General features: G+C 65.0%; 13 protein-coding genes. 3 read left to right on the forward strand and 10 right to left on the reverse strand.

Annotation, left to right across the window (positions count from 1 at the left end; all coding sequences use genetic code 11):
- Positions 1 to 110: 110 nt before the first annotated feature.
- The 3 genes from H587_RS0105565 (at position 111) to H587_RS0105575 (ending at position 3,686) form a co-directional block, all read left to right on the forward strand.
- Entirely contained in the window at positions 111 to 1,559 is a 1,449-nt protein-coding gene (locus H587_RS0105565; protein ID WP_027175426.1) for an aminotransferase-like domain-containing protein, read from the forward strand.
- Positions 1,560 to 1,667: 108 nt separating this feature from the next.
- A complete protein-coding gene (locus tag H587_RS0105570) occupies positions 1,668 to 2,804 on the forward strand; it encodes an acyltransferase family protein (protein ID WP_027175427.1) in 1,137 nt (378 codons plus the stop codon).
- Between the two features lie 78 nt (positions 2,805 to 2,882).
- Positions 2,883 to 3,686: a hypothetical protein gene (locus tag H587_RS0105575; protein WP_027175428.1), complete on the forward strand. Its 804-nt coding sequence runs from the start codon at positions 2,883 to 2,885 to the stop codon at positions 3,684 to 3,686.
- Here H587_RS0105575 and H587_RS17420 read toward each other — a convergent pair.
- The 10 genes from H587_RS17420 to H587_RS0105625 form a co-directional block, all read right to left on the reverse strand.
- On the reverse strand, positions 3,659 to 5,065 hold the full coding sequence (locus H587_RS17420; protein WP_051202470.1) for a cytosine permease: 1,407 nt from the start codon (positions 5,063 to 5,065) through the stop codon (positions 3,659 to 3,661). The two genes, H587_RS0105575 and H587_RS17420, sit on opposite strands and share 28 nt — an antisense overlap.
- Positions 5,062 to 5,355: a YciI family protein gene (locus H587_RS0105585; protein WP_027175429.1), complete on the reverse strand. Its 294-nt coding sequence runs from the start codon at positions 5,353 to 5,355 to the stop codon at positions 5,062 to 5,064. The genes H587_RS17420 and H587_RS0105585 overlap by 4 nt, the downstream gene beginning before the upstream one ends.
- Before the next feature lie 112 nt (positions 5,356 to 5,467).
- A complete protein-coding gene (locus tag H587_RS17425; RefSeq protein ID WP_034608624.1) occupies positions 5,468 to 6,238 on the reverse strand; it encodes an HPP family protein in 771 nt (256 codons plus the stop codon).
- 69 nt (positions 6,239 to 6,307) lie between these two features.
- Positions 6,308 to 6,859 carry a 4Fe-4S dicluster domain-containing protein gene (locus H587_RS0105595; RefSeq protein ID WP_027175430.1) on the reverse strand — a complete coding sequence of 184 codons (552 nt, stop codon included), beginning with the start codon at positions 6,857 to 6,859 and terminating at the stop codon, positions 6,308 to 6,310.
- 12 nt (positions 6,860 to 6,871) lie between these two features.
- On the reverse strand, positions 6,872 to 9,007 hold the full coding sequence (locus H587_RS0105600; RefSeq protein ID WP_027175431.1) for a molybdopterin-containing oxidoreductase family protein: 2,136 nt from the start codon (positions 9,005 to 9,007) through the stop codon (positions 6,872 to 6,874).
- Between the two features lie 133 nt (positions 9,008 to 9,140).
- Positions 9,141 to 10,514, reverse strand: a complete 1,374-nt coding sequence (locus H587_RS0105605) for a sigma-70 family RNA polymerase sigma factor (protein WP_245560827.1) — start codon at positions 10,512 to 10,514, stop codon at positions 9,141 to 9,143.
- A 573-nt stretch (positions 10,515 to 11,087) separates the two neighbouring features.
- Positions 11,088 to 14,210, reverse strand: coding sequence for a type I restriction endonuclease subunit R (locus H587_RS0105610; RefSeq protein WP_027175433.1), 3,123 nt, complete (start codon positions 14,208 to 14,210; stop codon positions 11,088 to 11,090).
- Positions 14,211 to 14,214: 4 nt separating this feature from the next.
- On the reverse strand, positions 14,215 to 15,126 hold the full coding sequence (locus H587_RS0105615; RefSeq protein ID WP_027175434.1) for a DUF5655 domain-containing protein: 912 nt from the start codon (positions 15,124 to 15,126) through the stop codon (positions 14,215 to 14,217).
- On the reverse strand, positions 15,123 to 16,433 hold the full coding sequence (locus H587_RS0105620) for a restriction endonuclease subunit S (protein WP_027175435.1): 1,311 nt from the start codon (positions 16,431 to 16,433) through the stop codon (positions 15,123 to 15,125). Before H587_RS0105620 ends, H587_RS0105615 begins: the two co-directional genes overlap by 4 nt.
- Entirely contained in the window at positions 16,430 to 18,265 is a 1,836-nt protein-coding gene (locus H587_RS0105625; protein ID WP_027175436.1) for a type I restriction-modification system subunit M, read from the reverse strand. Before H587_RS0105625 ends, H587_RS0105620 begins: the two co-directional genes overlap by 4 nt.
- Between the last annotated feature and the right edge of the window lie 286 nt (positions 18,266 to 18,551).

The raw sequence follows: 18,551 nt of genomic DNA on the forward strand, positions 1-18,551 counted from the left end.
TCGTTCCTCCGGGGTCGAGTGTCGTCCACGGCTTGCACTCAACCACGAAATCTGTCACCAGAACAGATACAGTTTTCATAAAAAACAACCATAACAGTTTGGAGGGGAGAATGGCCGGGGCGGGGCAGGGCGGAGAATTCCGCTACCGGGCCGTGGGGCGGCGCATCCTGGACATGATCGAGTCCGGGCGGCTCGTTCCCGGTGGCCGCGCGCCGTCGCTGCGGGCCATGAGCCGGGCCGCCGGGGTCAGCCTGGCCACCGTGGGCCACGCCTACGAGGAACTGGAACGTCGTGGCGTGCTCCTCTCCCGGCCGCGTTCGGGCTATTTCCTGCGCGAGGGTCGGGCCCAGCTCTCGGCTCCGGCGCGGCCCTCGGCCCCGCCCCAGGAGCCCCGGCCGGTGAACCGCCAGGCGCTCATCCGCATGGTGCTCACCGTGGTCGGCGACCGCGACCTCGTGCCTTTCGGCGTGGCCGGGCCCGAGGAACGCCTGCTGCACGAGGCCCATCTCACCCGCGTTCTGGCCCGGGTGCTGCGCGACGATCCCCTGGCGGCCCTGAACTACACCCCGGTGCACGGGCTCACGGCCCTGCGCCGCCAGATCGCCTACCGGGCCCAGGAGTGGGGCGCGGAAGTCCGGCCCGAGGACGTGCTCGTCACCTCCGGGGCCATCGAGGCCCTGCATATCGCGCTGCGGGCCCTGACCCGGCCGGGCGACGCCGTGCTGGTCCAGTCGCCCACCTACCACTGTTTCCTGCAGCTCCTGGAAAACCTCGGCCTGCGGGTCATCGAGGCCCCGTCCTCCCCGGACACGGGCATCAGCCCGGCCCAGGTGCGCGAGGCCGTGGACCGCTTCGACCTGCGCTGCTGCATCCTGACCCCGAACTTCAACAACCCGGACGGCGCGCTCCTGCCCGAGGAGGCCAAGGCCGAGATCGTGGACATCCTGGCCGAGCGCGACATCCCCCTCGTTGAGGACGACGTCTACGGCGACCTTCACTTCGGGCCAACCCGCCCGGCGGGCTTCAAGAAGTGGGACCGCCGGGGCCTCGTGCTCCAGTGCTCCTCGTTCTCCAAGACACTTTGCCCGGGCTGGCGCGTGGGCTGGATCATCCCGGGCCGTTTCCTGGAACGGGCCCTGGACGTGAAATTCAGCTCCAGCGTGGCCACGGCCACCCCGAACCAGATGGCCGTGGCCCAGTATCTGGCCGAGGGCCGCTACGACCGGCATCTGCGCCGCCTGCGTTCGGCCCTGGAGGCCCAGACCCGGACCATCCGGCATCTGCTCTCGCGCTACTTTCCGGCGGGCACGCGCGTCACCCGGCCCCAGGGCGGCTGCGTGCTCTGGCTGGAGCTTCCCGGCGGCGTGGATTCCGTGGACCTCTTCTACCGCGCCCGGGCCGAGGGCATCGGCATCTCCCCGGGCAACGTCTTCTCCACCCAAGACCGCTTCAGCAACTACATCCGCCTCAACGCCGGGGCGCTCATCGACGAGCGCGCCGACGCGGGCCTCCGGCTTTTGGGGCGGCTGGCGGCCCGGTGCGCCGCGGGGAGTTTTTGAAGCCCTTCGTCGACCGCCTTGTTTCCGAAGGCCTGCTCATGCTATACGGCGGCCACGGTTCGGGAAATCGTTGAACCAGACCGCCGGACGGCGGAAAGGATCCGGCGCATGGCTGAGCGGCGGCGACTGCTTTACGTGGACAATCTGCGGTTGGCCATGATCGTCCTTGTGGTTCTGGTCCACTGCTCCGTGACCTACAGCGGCGTGGGCAACTGGTACTTTACGGACCCCGTGCCCCAGGGGCCGGTCTCTCTTTTGTCCTTCATCGTATTTCAAGGGTTCAGCCAATCCTTCTTCATGGGGCTGCTCTTTTTCCTGGCCGGATACTACGCCCGGGCCTCCCTGGTTCGGAAAGGCCCGCGCGAGTTCATTCTGGGCCGTTTCGGACGCCTGGGCGCGCCCGCGCTCTTCTACATGGTGCTCATCAACCCGTTCATCGTCCACACCCTGGCCGACATGAACGGTATTCAGTCCAGATGTACGCTGTCGCAATACTGGCTGGTCTACATGGGGAACCTGTCCGTGCTCAGCGGCAGCGGCCCCATGTGGTTCGCCCTGGCCTTGATGTTGTTCTGCTTCGTCTATGCGGGCCTGCGCGCGGTCCGTCCTTCGGCGGCCCAGGCGCCGGTCCGGGCCTTCCGGCCGGGCCTGGCCGTGGGGCTGGCCCTGCTTTGCGCGGCCGGAACCTTCCTCGTCCGCCTGCGCTGGCCCATTGGGACTGCGGTGCTGAACATGCAACTCTGCTTCTTCACCCAGTACATCCTGCTCTTCGCCCTCGGTTTGGCGGCTCACAAGAACGACTGGCTGCGGACCCTGGACCCCCGTTTCGGCGGGCGGTGCCTGCTGGTGGCCGCGGCCGGGATTCCGGTGTTCGGCGCGGCGGTCTGGAACGCGCTGGGGGCGGGCGGACTGGGGCCGTACTTCGGCGGCCCCACTTGGCAGAGCCTGTTCATGTCCGCCTGGGAATCCGTGTCCGGGGTCTGCATGACCCTGGGACTGGTCACGGTGCTGCGCGGCAGGTGGGAGAAGACGGGATCGCTGCTCAAGTGGCTCGCCGACAGCGCCTTTGCGGTCTATGTGTTCCACTCCCCGCTGGTGGTCGGGCTCGGTCGCCTGCTGGAGCCGGTGCAGGCTCCGGCCCTGGCGAAGTTCCTGCTTCTGGGCGGGTTGGCCCTGCCGCTCAGCTTCGGCTTGGCCTGGGTCATCCGACGCACGCCGCTGCTGCGGGAGCTGGTCAAGGCCTGAACGCCCTGGACGCCGCATCGACAACGGCGGGGCCATGACGTAACAGGTCCGCCTCGGAACATCGTCCCGGGGGGATTCATGCTCTTCGAGGTTCTGCGCTACCTCTGCACGCCTTGTCCTCGTCAGGTCCGGGCCCTGGGGCATCTTTCAGGGCTCATCTCCCTGGACGCGCGCCATCGCCGCTGCCGCCGCGCCTGGGCCCCGCACCTGGAGCGCTGCCGCGCGCTCATGCTTGACGCGGCCCGCGACTGCTCCCCGCGAAGGACCGCGCTCGTGGCCGGTTCCGGCCTGCTTTTGGACGTGCCCCTGGAGGAGCTGTCCGGACTCTTCGAGCAGGTGATTCTCTGCGACGTCCTGCATCTGCCCGCGATCCGCCGCCGGGCGCGCCGCCTGCCCAACGTGGATCTGGCGGCCCGCGACCTCACCGACCTGGGGGAACGGGTCTGGGCCGATCTGCGCGCGGATCGGGCTCCGGACTTGGCCGTGCCCGCGCCGACGCATTTCCTGGACCGTCGCGACCTAGACCTGGTGGTTTCCGACAACCTTCTTTCGCAGCTGCCCCTGCCGTTTCTGGAACGCGTCGGCCGCCGTTTTCCCGGCTTCGACGCCGGGGAGTTGGAAGACTTCGCCCGCCGGATCGTGGAGGCGCATCTCGCCTGGCTGGGAGGCTTCCGGGCCCGGGTCTGCCTCATCGCCGACGTGGAGCGACGCAAGCTCCGGGGCGGCACGGTCCTGGAGTGCGAGGATCCGCTCTTCGGCGCGGCCCTGCCCGAGCCCGAGAGGGCCTGGGACTGGGACATCGCCCCCCGGCCCGAGCTCTGGCCGGACGCCGACGCTCGCCACCGTGTCTGGGGCTATTCGGACTTCAGGCCCAAGGGTTGAACACCCCGGCCGGGGCGGGACAGCAGCACATGCAGGAGCGCGGCCAGGAGCAGGCTGGGGAAGATGCAGCCCGGTCCGTCGGTCATGGCCGGAATCTGTTTGAACGCGAGAAACCCGCCCACGGCCAGGGCCCAGGCCAGAACCGCCGAGCGCCGCACCCCGCGTTGGTAGCGGTAAGGGCCGTCCGGGTTGGTCAGCTCGGCGGCGAGATAGGGCCGTCGGAGCAGGAAATAGTCGGCCAGCAGGATGCCGAAGAGCGGGCCGAAGAGCATGCCGATGCCGTCCAGGAAGAGGATGAAGGACTCCAGGAACGAGGCCAGGAACAGCGGCACGAGGCTCAGGGCCACGGAGAGCAGGGCGGTGATCCAGAGCGCGGGCATGGCCCGCAGCCGGGGCAGGCAGTTGGTCATGGAGATGCCCGCGCCCATGATGTTGATGGCGTTGGTGGTCACGCTGGCCAGCAGGATGATGACGAAGGCCAAGGCCCCCAGGCCCAGGCGCGCGGCCGTGGAGCTGGGGTCCGAGAGGTTGGGGTCGTAGACGCCGGTGGTCACGGCCGCGGCGATGGTGCAGATGATGCCCACGAAGGCGAACCAGAACAGGCCCAGGTTGGCCCCCAGGACGGGCGCCAGCGTGGCCGCGCTCCTGGTCCTGCAATAGCGGGTGAAGTCCGCGATCACCGGCACCCAGCCCAGGCTGAAGGCGGCCATGGCGTCCACGGCCCGGCCCACGGGCATGAGCTGGCCCTCGGGCGGGCTCCAGCGCCAGATGGCGGCCAGGGGCACGTCGCGCAGCACGAGCACGGTCTCCCACAATCCCAGCGCCAGGATGGCCACGGTGCCCAGGCATTCCATGACCTTCACCGAGCGGTGCCCGTAGAGGATGGAGAGCATGTTGAGCAGGGCCATGAGGCCCAGGCCGACGAGCAGCGGGCCCGTGTCCCCGGGCGAGCCGAAGGGCGGGGTGCCGATCCAGTAGTGCAGGATGTAGGTCACGGAGATGGCCGCGATGAAGGTGTTCACCGCGTTCCAGCCCACGAGCTGGACCACGTTGAGCAGCGAGGGCAGCATGCTGCCCGAGAGCCCCAGGGCCGGACGGGTCAGGGCCATGGTCGAGACGCCGGTGCGGAAGCCGATCAGCCCCACCAGGGCCATGACGAGGTAGGCCAGGGGGTTGGCCGTGAGCGTGGCCAGGGCCGCGCCGCCGAAGGACGCCCCGGCTACCACGCCGCCCACGTACCAGGTGCCGTTGTTGGCGTTGGCCCCGGTCCAGATGGCCAGCATGTGGCCGAAGCCGATGCTTTTGGCCTGGGGCGGCACCGGCTCGCAGGCCGCGTATTCGTGAGGCGGCGCGGGCGAGGCGCCCGCCTCCCGGCTCACGCCTCTTCCCGCAGGGAGGAGAGCTCCGGCGCGGCGCGCGAGACCACGAAGCGGGTGATGTCGTAGGTGGCCGCGCCCTCCACGGCGAAGGGATCGCGGGCCAGGATGGCCTCCAATTCCTCGCGGCTTGCGGCCCGGGCCAGGATGACGCCGCCGGTGCGCGGCTCCTGGCGTCCGGCGGCCAGGAACACGCCGCCCTGGAAATGTTCTTCAAGGAAGCGGATGTGGGCCTCCAGCAGGGAGTCGATGACGGGCAGGGGCTTCACGTAGCGGACCAGGACGATGAACATGCGGCCTCCTCCGGGTTGGCCTCCTGTAGCCCAGGCCGGGCCCGGGCGCAACGCCGGAGATGGTCCGCGGCGAAAGTTTCACCCCGCGGGAGCGGCGGCCTCCGGGCAGGAATCAGCCTGAAGGCTCCCTGCCGGAGACCAGGCGGGCCTCGGTGAAGGGGATGAGCATGAGCAGCAGACCGCCGAGGGACATGACCCCCATCCCGCACCAGTACAACTTCAGGGACAGCGGTCGCAGGCCCATGAGAGCGGCCGCTCCGGCGCACAGCCCGAGCCCCAGCGTCTCCATCCGCCCCAGGTGCAGCCCCAGGCACATGGGGCAGTCCTCCCCTTCGGGCGCGGGATAGTCGAACCAGACGCGATTCCAGAGCAGGGCCGCCAGCACGGCGATGACGCCGCCCCAGGCCATGTGCAGCGGCAGCAGCAGAGGCTCCATCGGCAGCGGCAGGATGACCGGGATGGCCGCCGTTGCGGCGGCCGGTGGATGGTCGGCGTCGAACATCTGCATGAAGAGCGCGGCCAGGGCCACGGCCAGGCCCAGCTTGAGCGGCGGGATCGCGCCGGGATTCAGCAGGGTCGCGAGGGAGTCGCCGAGGGCCACGGCCAGCAGACCGGCCACGCTGGAAACCATGTGCCCGATGATGACCTGCCGTGGGCGGGCCACCCGAAGGTAGACGCAGGCGGCGTTGATGAAGCAGGTGGCCGCCAGGGGGGGATAGAGCACCCCCACCCCGCAGAGGCCGGACAACAGGGCGATGGCGGCCAGGGCCAGCCCTCCCCCCAGGGAACCCCAGAGCAGGCGGGCCAGGGAAATGACCCCCGGCCTGTAGACGTCCTTTTGAAACTCCCGTCTGCACGGCGCCCGCAACCGTATCTGGATCATGGCGCCCTCCGGCGGTCTCGGCCCTTGGCCGGGCGGCCCTCTGTGGCGGCCGCCCGGCCAAGGCGCGTGCTAGCTTTTCACATAGAGGATGGCCTGGCTGCTGCGTTTCTTGATCACCTTCTTGCCCGCGGCGTCCGCCCGCATGAGCAGGATTTCGCGTTCTCCGAAGCTCAGGGCGTCGGCCAGGCAGACCTCCACGCAGACGGGCTCCTGGCCGTGGATGACCCGTTTCAGGCAGAGGTCGCACTTGTGGGCGAACTTCCCGGCCGCGTCGAACTGAATGACGTCGTAGGGGCACTTCTCGATGCACTTCCCGGCGCCGGTGCACTTGTCCCGGTCGATGAGCACGATGCCGGTCTGCGGATCCTTGCGGATGGCCCCGGCCTCGCAGGCCTTGACGCAAGGGGGCTTCTTGCAGTGTTGGCACATGACCACCCAGTAGTCCTCGCGGAGGTCCGGATAGACGCCCGTGAGTTCGCTCTCCACCCGCAGGTAGTGGCTCATGTCGCCGGGCATGGCCTTCTCGTGGTCCACCAGGCCGTGGTGGTTGCGGCAGGCCACGATGCAGGTCTTGCAGCCGATGCAGCGGTCGAGGTCGACCATGATGCTCAATTGTTTCATGTCGCCCTCCCTTTACTTGGAGATTCTGACCCGGGTGGAGACGTGGGCCTCTCCGCCGCGCAGATCCTGTTCCTCAAGATGCGAGCCCGCGTCGGCGATCAGCTCGTTGTCTCCGAACCACGGCCCCCGCGCCGCGACCTTGCCCATGGTCTGGCCGAATCCGTGAATGATCCCGGCGCAGCCCGGCTTGATCTTCTCGGTGAACTGGACCGGGACGCGGACCTTGCCCGTGCTCGACTCCACGGTCACGATGTCCCCGTCGGCGACTCCCAGTCTGGCCCCGTCGAGCGGGTTGAGGATCAACGGATTGGCGTCCAGCCCGGAGACGGGGTCGCGGAGCTGGGCGTTGTTCTGCGACCAAGCCCCGGTGTTGTTCAGGAAGATGGTACGGAAGTTCACCAGGATGAAGGGGTACTTCTCCTCGTCCTTGCGGAACTCCAGGGGCAGTTCGGGGCTGGGCCATTGGCGGCCGATGTTCTCGTACATCCGCCATTCCAGCTCGATCTTGCCGCTGGGCGTGTTGAACCTGCCCGCGTCCTCGTACTTGCGGAAGCCCACGGTGCCCGGCGACCAGAGCGCGCCGTTGTCGAGCACCTCGCGCATGGACATGCCCACGCCCGAGAGTTCGATGTCGTAGTATTCGACATCATCCTTGAAGGCGAAGTACTGCGGAAACATGCGCTTGCCGAGTTCGATCATCACGCGGTTGGCGTGGCGCGATTCGCCGATGGGTTCGACCACGGGCCGGCAGACCGCCGCCGTGTGTCCGAAGTTGTACCACCAGGGCATGTACAGGAGTTCCCAACGTTCGAAGTTGGTCTGGTCCGGCAACACCAGATCGGCCCACTTCATGGTCTCCGAGGGCAGAATCTCGGTGAGCACGAACAGCTCCAGCTTGTAGGAGCCGTCGGGGTTCTTCATCTTCATGGCCTCGCGCCATTCACCGGAGCCCATCTCCGACAGGGCCGGGTTGCATTCCGAGGCGAAGAAGACCTTGAGGCCGTCGTCCTTCACGGCCTGGGCCGCGTACCAGGTCGGTTCGAGGAAGAAGGTGTAGTTGTCGAACTTGCCGCGGTTGGGGCCGGTGCGGTGGTAGCCCAGCGTCTTGAGATCCGGCGCGGGCGGCGTCGGCTTCACCGGGGCCATGGGCGCGATCTCCGGCATGGGCTGGCCGCCGGGGTTGTCCAGGTTGCCGGTGATGACCAGGAAGATGGACCATGCCTGGCCCCAGTCCATGGCGTTGCCGTACATGATGGACTTGAAGGCGTCCACGCAGACGCTGGGGGCGGCGGCGCACATCTCGGCCAGCTTGATGATGTCCTTGGCCGGAACGTCGCAGATCCTGCTCATGGCCTTGGGCGTCTTGTCCTTGATGAAGGCCATGAGTCCGTCCATGTCGCCCTCGCGCACCCACTTGTCGCAGAAGGCCTTGTCGTACAGGCCCTTGGTCAGCAGGTGGTGGCACATGCCCAGGAACAGGGCCGCGTCGCCGCCGGGCTTGATGGGAATCCACCAGTCGGCCTTGGCCGCCTCGGTGCGGAAGATGGGGTCGATGACCACCAGCTTCGCTCCGCGCTCCTTGGCGTCGAGGATGTCCCGGGGGACGCAGGCGTCGTCCAGGCAGCCGAAGGGATGGCGCCCGGAGAGGATCATGATGCCGCCCTTTGGCACCGTGAAGTACATGGGCGCGATGTGGTGGTTGGGAAAACAGCCGAAGGTGTGCAGATGGGCCATGATCTTGGCCGAGTCGCAATGGGGCAGGCCGGTGGAGATGAATCCGCCCACGGCGTTGACGAAGCGCCACTTGGGGTCCGTGGTGGAGTGCGGGAACATGGAGTAGGTGAACTTGTGTCCTTCCCCGCGCGCGATGAGTGCGCGGAGCTTCTTCTCCATGATGTCCATGGCCTCGTCCCAGCCGATGCGTTCGAATCTGCCCTCGCCGCGTTCGCCCACGCGCTTCAGGGGATGCTTGAGCCGTTCGTTGGAATAGAGCGTGGTGATGCCAGCCATGCCCTTGACGCACATCTTGCCCCGCGCCCTGGGGTTGCCCTTGACCTCCTTGACCACGCCGTCCTCCACGCGGGCCAGGATGGCGCACTCAGCCTTGCACTGGTAGCAGACCGTCGGAATCCATTTGCTCTCATGCATTCTGCCGCCCTCCGTTCACAGTGTGGAACACGGGAAGAGCCGTGGTCGCCCGCGGCCGTCCCCTCTCAAGAGGAGAGCGTCCGAGTCGGGAAAAGGTTCCCGGAATCGACGCGAAATTACAAAAAAACGTGATTCAGGACGAGGATCGGGGAAGGAAGTCCGCGCAGGCGAACCCGCTCAGGTCGCAGGGCGCTGAAAGCACTCCGGCTTCGTGGGCCATGTCGGCGAACGTCTTCATGCGGCCTTCGTCCGGCTCCAGATCGTCAAAACTGACGATCCGCTCGTCCAACACCTGTCGGGCGATGTCTGGATCAATGCCCGTGTGGTCGGACTGCACGGCCGCGCCGAAGCGGGCGTTCCGGCGGAGTCTGTTTCTGGCGGCGTAGAGGGCGCGCAGGTAATCCGCCACCACCTGCCCCTGCCGGGCGGCATAATCCCTCCGTACGACCAGGATGCAGCAGAGGTGGCCAGGGAGGATGTCGCGGGAATTCATGACCGTATCGCCGATTCCGTCCCGGACGCATTTCGCGCTCCAAGGCTGGGCGCAGAAAAAGGAGCCGATTTCGTTCCGCTGCAGGGAATTGATGATCGAGGAGGGATTGACGACCAGACTGGGCAGGCCGGCAAGTTCCGGGTGCTCCCTCATGAAGCGGTGCAGCAGCACGCCGTGGGTGGAGAACGGGCTGGGCAGGCCGATGCGTTGCCGCCGCATCGTGTGCCTGGAGATGGAGATGGCGCTGCCGTCGTGGTGTCCGTCCATGACGTACAGCAACTGGGCGCCGGCCTCGCGCAGGCTCAGGGCCAGGGGGGCCATGATGAAGGCGGCGTCCAGACGGCCGCGCGCCAGGTCCGCCGCCAGGGCGGCCCAGGAGAGGTAGCGGCGCGAGAGCAGAGGCAGGCTGCGGCCCTGATTGAGATGGTCGGCGCACATGGCCAAGAGGTGGTCGGACACCGGCATGTAGCCCACGCGGAAGAGCGTCTCGCAACGGAATGCGGCCATGCGTTCCTGGAGCAGGGGACGGGCATTGAACAGGCGCTTCTTGACGGTGCCTTCCGGCAGGGAGCAGGCTCTGGCCACTTCAGGGACGGACCAGCCCCGCCGGTAATGCAGTCGGCAGACGTCCCGCAGGTGCCCGGGCAGGTCTTCCAGCGTGGCGTCGAAGGCCGACAGCATTTCGGCGGAGCAGAGGGCCTCTTCCGGCGTCCTGGCGCCGGGAGTCGGAAGCAGGTCGCGGACGTCGTCCTGGTCCAGGGAGACGGTTCGGGGTTGGGCGTCCGCCATGCGCAGGCATTGAGAGCGGACGATGGCCGCCAGCCAGGAGGGAAACGCCTCGTTGACGCGCAGCTGGCCGAGCTTGCGGAAGGCGGTGAGAAAGGCCTCCTGCACCGCGTCCTCCGCCTGCAGGCCGGCGGGCAGCCAACGCCGCGCCAGGCGCATGGTCCAGGGGTAGAACCGGTCGATGATGCACCGCCAAGCGATTGCATCGCCCTGCGAGGCCCTGCTCACGAGAGGCGTCAGAGGAGCCGAAGGGGACATGGGAACTCGCCTCCGGTCGAAGAATGTTGCGGGCGGCCGAACGGCGCGACGGCTGGAATTCAGCGTGATTTCAGGCTGGACACTCCGGGGCGGGACGCGTCGCGCGGGAAAATGATCCCGCCGGAAGTGTTTGCGTCCAGATATACTTCGCCGTGACGAATTCGTCCAGTCGGAGCCCTGCGGGATGTAAAGACGATGGAAAACGGCAATGGGGAAGGGGAGATCATGAGCCCCGCAACACAGGCTGCGCGACCTTTGAAACAGGTGCCGCATGAAAAAAAGGCACCGGCTTCAACGGAGCGGCCCCGTGTTCGGACCGCGCCGTATGAAAAAACAGGCGGTCAGGTTCTACACCTGACCGCCTGAAATTGTTGTGGCGTCCCCAAGGGGATTTGAACCCCTGTTATCGGCGTGAAAGGCCCCCCTTTAAACGCAAAATCAGCTAGTTACGTCGCAAATTTTCCTCATTTGCGCATCCTGCGCACCCAAAACCGTTTCCGGAACCGTTTCCGCGTTCTTCTGGTCAAGAAATTCGGCCTCGGATCACGCTACGCCGTCAACTTGGCGAAGAGATTCATACAGTCGTCCCGGCCCAAGCAAGACATCCTTCAGGCCCGCCCTCACTTTCTCCGAGTTGATCGCCTGGGTGCTCATCGTCGTGTGGGCCTCAAGGGCATCCATGATGGCGTTCAGAATTTCCCGGGCCAAGTCCGGCGAGTTTGCGAACTGCTCCTTCGTGTTGCTCATGGCCTGCTGAACAAGCAGGTCCGACTCAAGCAACTTCCCCTTGAGGACGTTGTTCACGTAGACGAGCTTGTCGTCGTCCGTGAGATCGCCTTCGAACAGGTCGTTCACCCTGGCAATGATGTCTGCCAGCAAGGCTTTTTCCTTCTCCTGCACCGAACCGTCGCCGGACTCCGTCATGGGTTTGATTTTTGGCGTCTCCCCTTCGTTCAAGGGCAGCGACACCTTGCCCTGGGATTTGAGGCTGTGGTGCGTCAGCACCACCTTGCTCAAGTCCACGCCCTCCCGTTCTCTTCCAAATTCCAGCAGGGGCAGCAGGCGCTTGTAGAAGATGGCCCGCTTCTCCACATCGGTGTCGCCGTAGTCGAAGATTTGGGAGAGGAAGGCGTACATGCGCAGGTAGGTCATGAGGTCGCGCTTGAAGAGGGCAAGCGAGTTCATCGCATCCCGCGCCTCCCGTGCCGCCGTCTCGTCCTTGTCCGCCAGGGCGGCGGCCAGCGCTTCCTTGGCGGCCTTGAAGCGCCGGAGCAGACGGTCCGCCACCGGAGTGAGGGCCACGACAAGGTCGCTCTGTTTCGCTTTCGGGTTCAATACAACGGTAACGACGCGCTCCACTTCCGGCGTGTCGTAGTGGCCGGAGGCGTCGAGCTTGGCCCGCAGGTTGAGAACCAAGTTCGGGTCGGTGACGTCTTCCAGTTCCGCCGTCGTGTGGTAAATCTTGAAGGCCGCGAGGATTTCGGCCGGGTCGTTGCGGAAGTCCACGACGTAGACGTTGTCCTTGCCTGGGTACGCCCTGTTCAGGCGCGAGAGGGTCTGCACGGCATGAATGCTGGCGAGGCGCTTGTCCACATACATGCCGCACAGCAGGGGTTGGTCGAACCCCGTCTGGAACTTGTTGGCGGCGATCATGATGGAGAAATCATCAGTGGCGAAGGCGCGACGGATGTCCCTGCCCTTGAGGGCGGGGTTGAGCGTCTTGCTGTTCTCCGTGAACGGCTCCGGTCCGGATTCTTTGTCGTTCACCTCGCCGGAGAAGGCGACGAGCGAACCGAGCTTGTATGCTTGGCTTCGGATGTAGGCGTCCATCGCGAGCTTCCAGCGCACGGCCTCAAGGCGGCTGCCGACCACGACCATGGCCTTGCCTCGGCCTCTCAGGAGCGGTTGCACCATTTTGCGGAAGTGCTCCACCACCATCTGGACCTTCTCGGAGACATTGTACGGGTGCAGTTGAACCCAGCGCAGGATGCTTTTGAGCGCCTCGCTCCGCTCCACCTGAGTGTCGTCGTATTCCTTGCCCTCATAGGCGAGTCGAAAGGCGGTCTTGAAGGGCGTGTAGTTCTTGAGCACGTCGAGGATGAAGCCTTCCTCGATCGCTTGGCGCATGGAGTAGACGTGGAAGGGCTCGGGGAGGTTGTCCGGCCCGGCCGGTTGATCCGGGCGGGGCCGCTGGCCGAAAAGCTCAAGGGTCTTGTGCTTGGGGGTGGCGGTGAAGGCCACGTAGGTGATGCCTTTCTTCGCGGCGCGCGCCGCCATTTCCGCCGCGAGCACGTCCTCGGTCGAAACCTCGCCGCCGTCCTCCAGGTCTTTCAACTCGTCGGCGTTGAGCACGGCCTTGAGCTTGGCGGCGGCCTCACCGGTCTGTGAGGAATGGGCCTCGTCCGCGATGACGGCGAAACGCTTGCCCTCGGTGGCGGCCAGCTTCTGCACCATTTCCAGGGCGAAGGGGAAGGTCTGGATGGTGCAGACAACGATCTTCTTGTTGCCCGACAATGCGGCGGTCAGGGCTTTGCTCTTGCTGCTCCCCTCGTTGGTGATGGACGCGACCACGCCCATGGTGCGCTCGAAGCTGAAAATGGCTTCCCTCAGTTGCTCGTCCAGCACGGTGCGGTCAGAGACGACAAGAACGGAGTCAAAGAGATTCTTGTCCGAGGAACTGTGCAGATCAGACAGGAAATGGGCGGTCCAGGCGATGGAGTAAGTCTTGCCGGAGCCTGCGGAATGCTGGATGAGATACTTGCCGTTGCCGTCCTCCCCATCCTTGAGGATTGCGGCTTGCAGCTTCCGCGTGGCGTCCAGCTGATGGTAGCGGGGGAAGATGTGGGCCTTGATCTGCTTCTTGCCGTCCCGCTCGGCCACGAGGTAGCGCCCGAGAATCTCCAGCCAACTTTCGCGCTGCCAGACTTCTTCCCAGAGGTAGGCCGTGGGATGCCCCTTGGGATTGGGCGGGTTTCCCGCGCCGCCGTCGTGCCCCTTGTTGAAGGGCAGGAAGCGCGTCTTGGCCCCTTTGAGCCTGGTGGTCATGTATACTTCGCTGTTGCTCACGGCGAAATGCACCAGCGCCCCGCTGGGGAACCCGAGGAGCGGCTCCGCTGGTTTGCCCTTGGGCTGGGGGTCGCGATCAAAGCGGTACTGGTCCACGGCGTCCTGCACGGACTGCGTGAAATCGCTCTTGAGTTCCGCCGTGGCGACGGGAATGCCGTTCAGGAACAGAACCAGATCGATGGAGTTTTCGTTTTGCAGGGAGTAGTGAACCTGACGCACCACGCGGAGCCGGTTGGCGGCATAGCGGGCGATGGTGTCGGGGTTCATGGACATGGCCGGTTTGAACTGCGCCAGCGGGAGCGCCTGCTTGAGCCCCACCATGTCCACGCCGTGGCGCAGGGTCTCCAGGGCGCCGCGCTGGGCCAGGATTTGCCGGACCCGCTGGGCCAGGGCGACGCCCGTGTCGGCCCCCTTGTCCTTGGCGAGGGCTTCCCAGGCCTTTGGCTGCGTCTCCCGCACCCAGGCGATGAGGTCCGCCGGATACAGGGCAAGCGCCCGGTCGTATCCCTTGGCGTCGTCCTCGGCATAGAGCCAGCCGTTCGCGGCCAGATGCCCGCAGATTTCCGTTTCGAGGTGGGTTTCCTTGTGGAGATCGCCCATTGGCTTAGTTCTCCTGGTAGCTCAGCTCAAAGAACCGTTGCGCCCTCATGATGTCGTCGCGGTTGCGGATGGTCACTTCGAGGTCGCCCGTGCCGAGGTGCCCGATGTTGCGCAGGTCGCGCGTGAAACCCTCGATGAGGTTTTCAGGAGTCGGCGGGCATTTGACGTACACCAGCAGACGCTGCTCCTTCACGCGGGCTTCCACGCAGGCGAAATTCTTGATCCGCATGAAGGCGATGTAGCACTTGACCACTTTCTTTTCCACATCATCGCCAAGGGCGAGCAACGTGTCCTCCAGGGCCTGGTAAAGCTCTTTGAGGCCGTCGGGCGCGCCGCCGAGATGTTCGGAAACGCTCTTGTAGTGCTTTGGGGAAGACTCCTTGCCTTTTCGCTCGTGAACCTCCGGCTCGGTGCTGACGGCCTTCGTCCGTTCAAGGATGAGAAAGCCCTCCGGAAAATGGCGATAGCGGATCAGTTCGATGTTGCGGTTCATCTGCCGCACGGCGTGTTCGTCATACCTCGTGAAGTCTCCGGCGATGCACAGCAGTCTCGGGCCTGACCACTCGATCTCAGCGGCGGCCTTCTTGCCCAGCCTGTCGAGCACGAGCAGCTTGAATTCGGCCTTATGATCCAACAGCCAGTCGAGATAGAACAGACCTTGGGTGACGACGTTCTCGTTGCTGGTCCGTTTGTACTCGATGATGACCGGGCATCCGTTCTCGTCGATGCCGAGCGTGTCGATGCGTCCCCGGTGCTGTGCGCCGGTGGAGTGCTCGGACGCCAGGAAGCGGACGCCGAGCAGGGTCTCAAGGTTCCGTTCCATGAGGGTCTGAAGGGTGCGCTCCAGGGCCATGGACTGTCCCTTGAGTTCGGCGACGCCGTTGGGGCCAGTGCGGAACAGCTTGATGTCGCTCATGCGGCCTCCTTGTCTACCAGCCCGCGCACGTCGATTTTGCCGGTGACGGCGGCGGAGATGAGCGCGGCGCGGCGTTCCTTGAGCAGTTCAATGGCGCGGGTTGCCTCTTGGGTAAGGGTTTCGCCTCTGGCGATCTCACTCCCCAAGTATGTGAGGATGATCTCTTGTTCCTCTGAAGGCGGAACTGAAATAGAAAGCTCCATGATGTTGCTTGAAGAAATTGACGCGAGGTTCGTGCTTTGCTTGGAACGGCTCATGAAATAAAACTGTGCGGCGCTTGAGCTGGTAAATGCGTTGAGCCACTGCGCAGAGACGCCTCGCGGGCGAACTGCAAACACATGGTTTTGATGAATGCAGGGGACAATCTCGCCGCTCCAAATATGCCCTCGCCCAAGTTTGTCATAATCCCCGCCCTCGTTCATGAGCACATCTCCTGGCTGGAGCAAGTAGCGAGGGAGGTCCGCTTGCGGGATCGAGAGCGTCGCCATTTCTTCCAAGTCCAAATGGCCGTCTTGCACGTTGGCCACGCGAAGATAAGGCACTTCGATTGTGGTCTGCCCCGCGTAATCTTTCCCCTTGGCGATGCCTGTTTGTACCGTTGCCATGAACTTGAGCCGCTTCACCTCCCAATGCTCCGGCACCTCGCCGAGCCACTCAATGCCGGAGTCCTTCATGGGCGCGTCGGGGTTCAAACCCTTGGTGACGGCGTGGGAGATGATGGCTTGGCGCTTTTCCGCCAGCAGGGCGATGAGCCGCTCCTGCTCGGCCACGAGGGCGTCGATCTTGGCGGTCTCGCGGTCGAGAAAGGCGGCGATGGCCTGCTGTTCAGCCTCGGATGGGATGGCAAGAGTGATGTTGCGCATCTCCGAATAGTTCGTGCTCCAGAGGTCGGCAACGATACCCTTTCCAAAGCGGTAGTATTCCTCTTGAAAGGGAATGCTTCTTAATAGCTGGTGGGTGAACGCGGCATTTATTGTACGAGGTTCAAGGACTGTGCAAATCAACGAGACGGAACCATCAATTGATGCAAGCCCAGAAGAACCTTTCCTGTCAGAGCGGCTATTGATGACGAAATCACCTGCACAGACTCTTTTCCTGTTGTCACCGTCATCCGTCTTGGCGGCTGTCTCCAACTGCGGAACAACGCCATTCTTGGTCACGGAAAGCGGGGCATAGTCCTTGTCGCTGACCTTCTCGCGTCTTTCCGAGAAGAAGTAGCCAAGGCGTTTCAAGTCCCAATGCTCCGGCACTTCCCCTAGCCACTCCACGCCGGAGTCCTTGTACTTTTCGTAGCGTGGGAAGCTCATGCGCGCAGCCCCTTGAGCATGGCGACGATGCGCTCGGACGTGGCCGCGAGGTCCGCGTCGATCTCCGCCAGCGGGCGCGGCGGCTCGAACACGTAAAAGTGCCGGTTGAAGGGAATCTCGTACCCGACCTTGGTCTTGCCCTGGTCGATCCAGGCGTCCGGCGCGTGGGGCAGCACCTCGCGCTTGAAGTAGGCCTCGACGTCCTCGGCCAGGGGCACGTTTTCGGTGTCGCGCAGGCTGCTGTCCGGCTGCGGCTTGCCCTTCTGCTTGCCCTTCTGCCCCAGCACGACTTTTCCGGCCTCGTCGCGCAGGGGGCGCTCCACGGTGATGGTGCGGTAGCCGAAGTCCTGGGTCTTGAAGATGCGCGAAAGGGGCGCGGCCTTCACCTTGCCGCCCGTCGGGGCCTCGGGGGCCGCGTCGCCCGGCAGGAGGATCTGGCGGGCCGTCTCCTTGCCGTTTTCGTCGAGCACCGTGGCGAGCCTGGCCTCGGTGAAGTCTCTGTACAGGGCCGTGATGTCCGCGATGTGCTGGTCGGAAAGCTCGTTGCGTTTGCTGCCCAGGCTCTTGCGCATCTTCTGCCAGAAGGAGCCGGCGTCGATGAGCTGGACCTTGCCCTTGCGCGCGGCGTCCTTGCGGTTGGAGAGAATCCAGACGTAGGTGGAGATGCCCGTGTTGTAGAACATGTCCGTGGGCAGAGCGATGATGGCTTCGAGCAGGTCGTTCTCCAGCACGTAGCGCCGGATTTCGCTTTCCCCGCTGCCCGCGCCGCCGGTGAACAGGGGTGAGCCGTTGAGCACGATGCCGAAGCGGCAGCCGCCCTGGTCCGCGTGGCGCATCTTGCTGATGAGGTGCAGCAGGAAGAGCAGGGAGCCGTCGGACACGCGGGGCAGGCCGGGGCCGAAGCGTCCGTTGTAGCCCTCCTGTTCGTGCTCCTTGCGCACTTCGCGTTCGATCTTCTTCCACTCCACGCCGAAGGGCGGGTTGGAGAGCATGTAGTCGAAGGTCTTGGCCGGGTGCCCGTCGTCGGAGAGGGTGTTGCCGGGCACGATGTTGGCGATGTCCTGGCCCTTGATGAGCATGTCCGCCTTGCAGATGGCGTAGGACTCGTCGTTGAGCTCCTGGCCGAACATGGTGAGCCGGGCTCTGGGATTGCGCGCCTCCAGGTACTCCCCGGCCACGGAGAGCATGCCGCCCGTGCCCGCCGTGGGGTCGTAGATGGTGCGCACGGCGCTGGTGTTGGTGAGTTCCTCCTCGTCCTCCGCGAACAGCAGGGAAACCATGAGGCGGATGACCTCGCGCGGGGTGAAGTGCTCTCCGGCGGTTTCGTTGGAGGCTTCCGCGAACTTGCGGATGAGTTCCTCGAAGATCAGGCCCATCTGGGCGTTGGAAACCTCGTCCGGGTGCAGGTCGATCTGCGCGAAGCGTTCGGTGACGAGGAAGAGCAGGTTGCACTTCGCCAGCCGGTCGATCTGGGAGAAGAAGTCGAAGCGCGTGAAGATGTCCTCGACCTCGGGCGAGAAGGACTGCACGTACTTGGCGAGGTTCTCGCGGATGTCGTCCGGCGCGCCCAGGAGCCTGGGCAGGTCCAATGGCGAGGTGTTGTAGAAGTGTTGGCCGGACTTGCGGAGCAGGTAGGGGGCCGGGTTCACCCTCGCCGCCTTCTTGGCCTTGTATTCCGCGAGGACGGCGGGCTTGGTCTTTTTGAGCACGCAGTCGAGGCGGCGGAGCACGGTGAAGGGCAGGATGACCTTGCCGTATTCTGATTGTTTATAGTCGCCGCGAAGAAGGTCGGCGACGGACCAGATGAAGGCGGAAAGGGCGGGTTGGTTCATGGAGCGTGGTCTTCCTCGTACTGGGAATTCGCCCGGAGAAGCCGTGAGGCGGCTGTTCCGGGAGTGGCGGTACGTTACATAAAGGCGAGTCGTCTGGCTAGGGGCGGCCAGGTGATGTCTTTGAATATACAGGCCGTAAGGCATCGCCGTCGTGCCTGACCCAGACGACCCCATGAGACGGGCCGGTCCATCATGGGGGAAGGAGCGCGAGGCTCCGAGGGGCCTGAACAGATCGGTGAAACGATCAGACAGCGGCGGCGAAGCTGCAGGAGATAGAAGGCGGGAG

It is taken from the genome of Desulfovibrio aminophilus DSM 12254, assembly GCF_000422565.1.
Lineage (GTDB): Bacteria > Desulfobacterota > Desulfovibrionia > Desulfovibrionales > Desulfovibrionaceae > Aminidesulfovibrio > Aminidesulfovibrio aminophilus.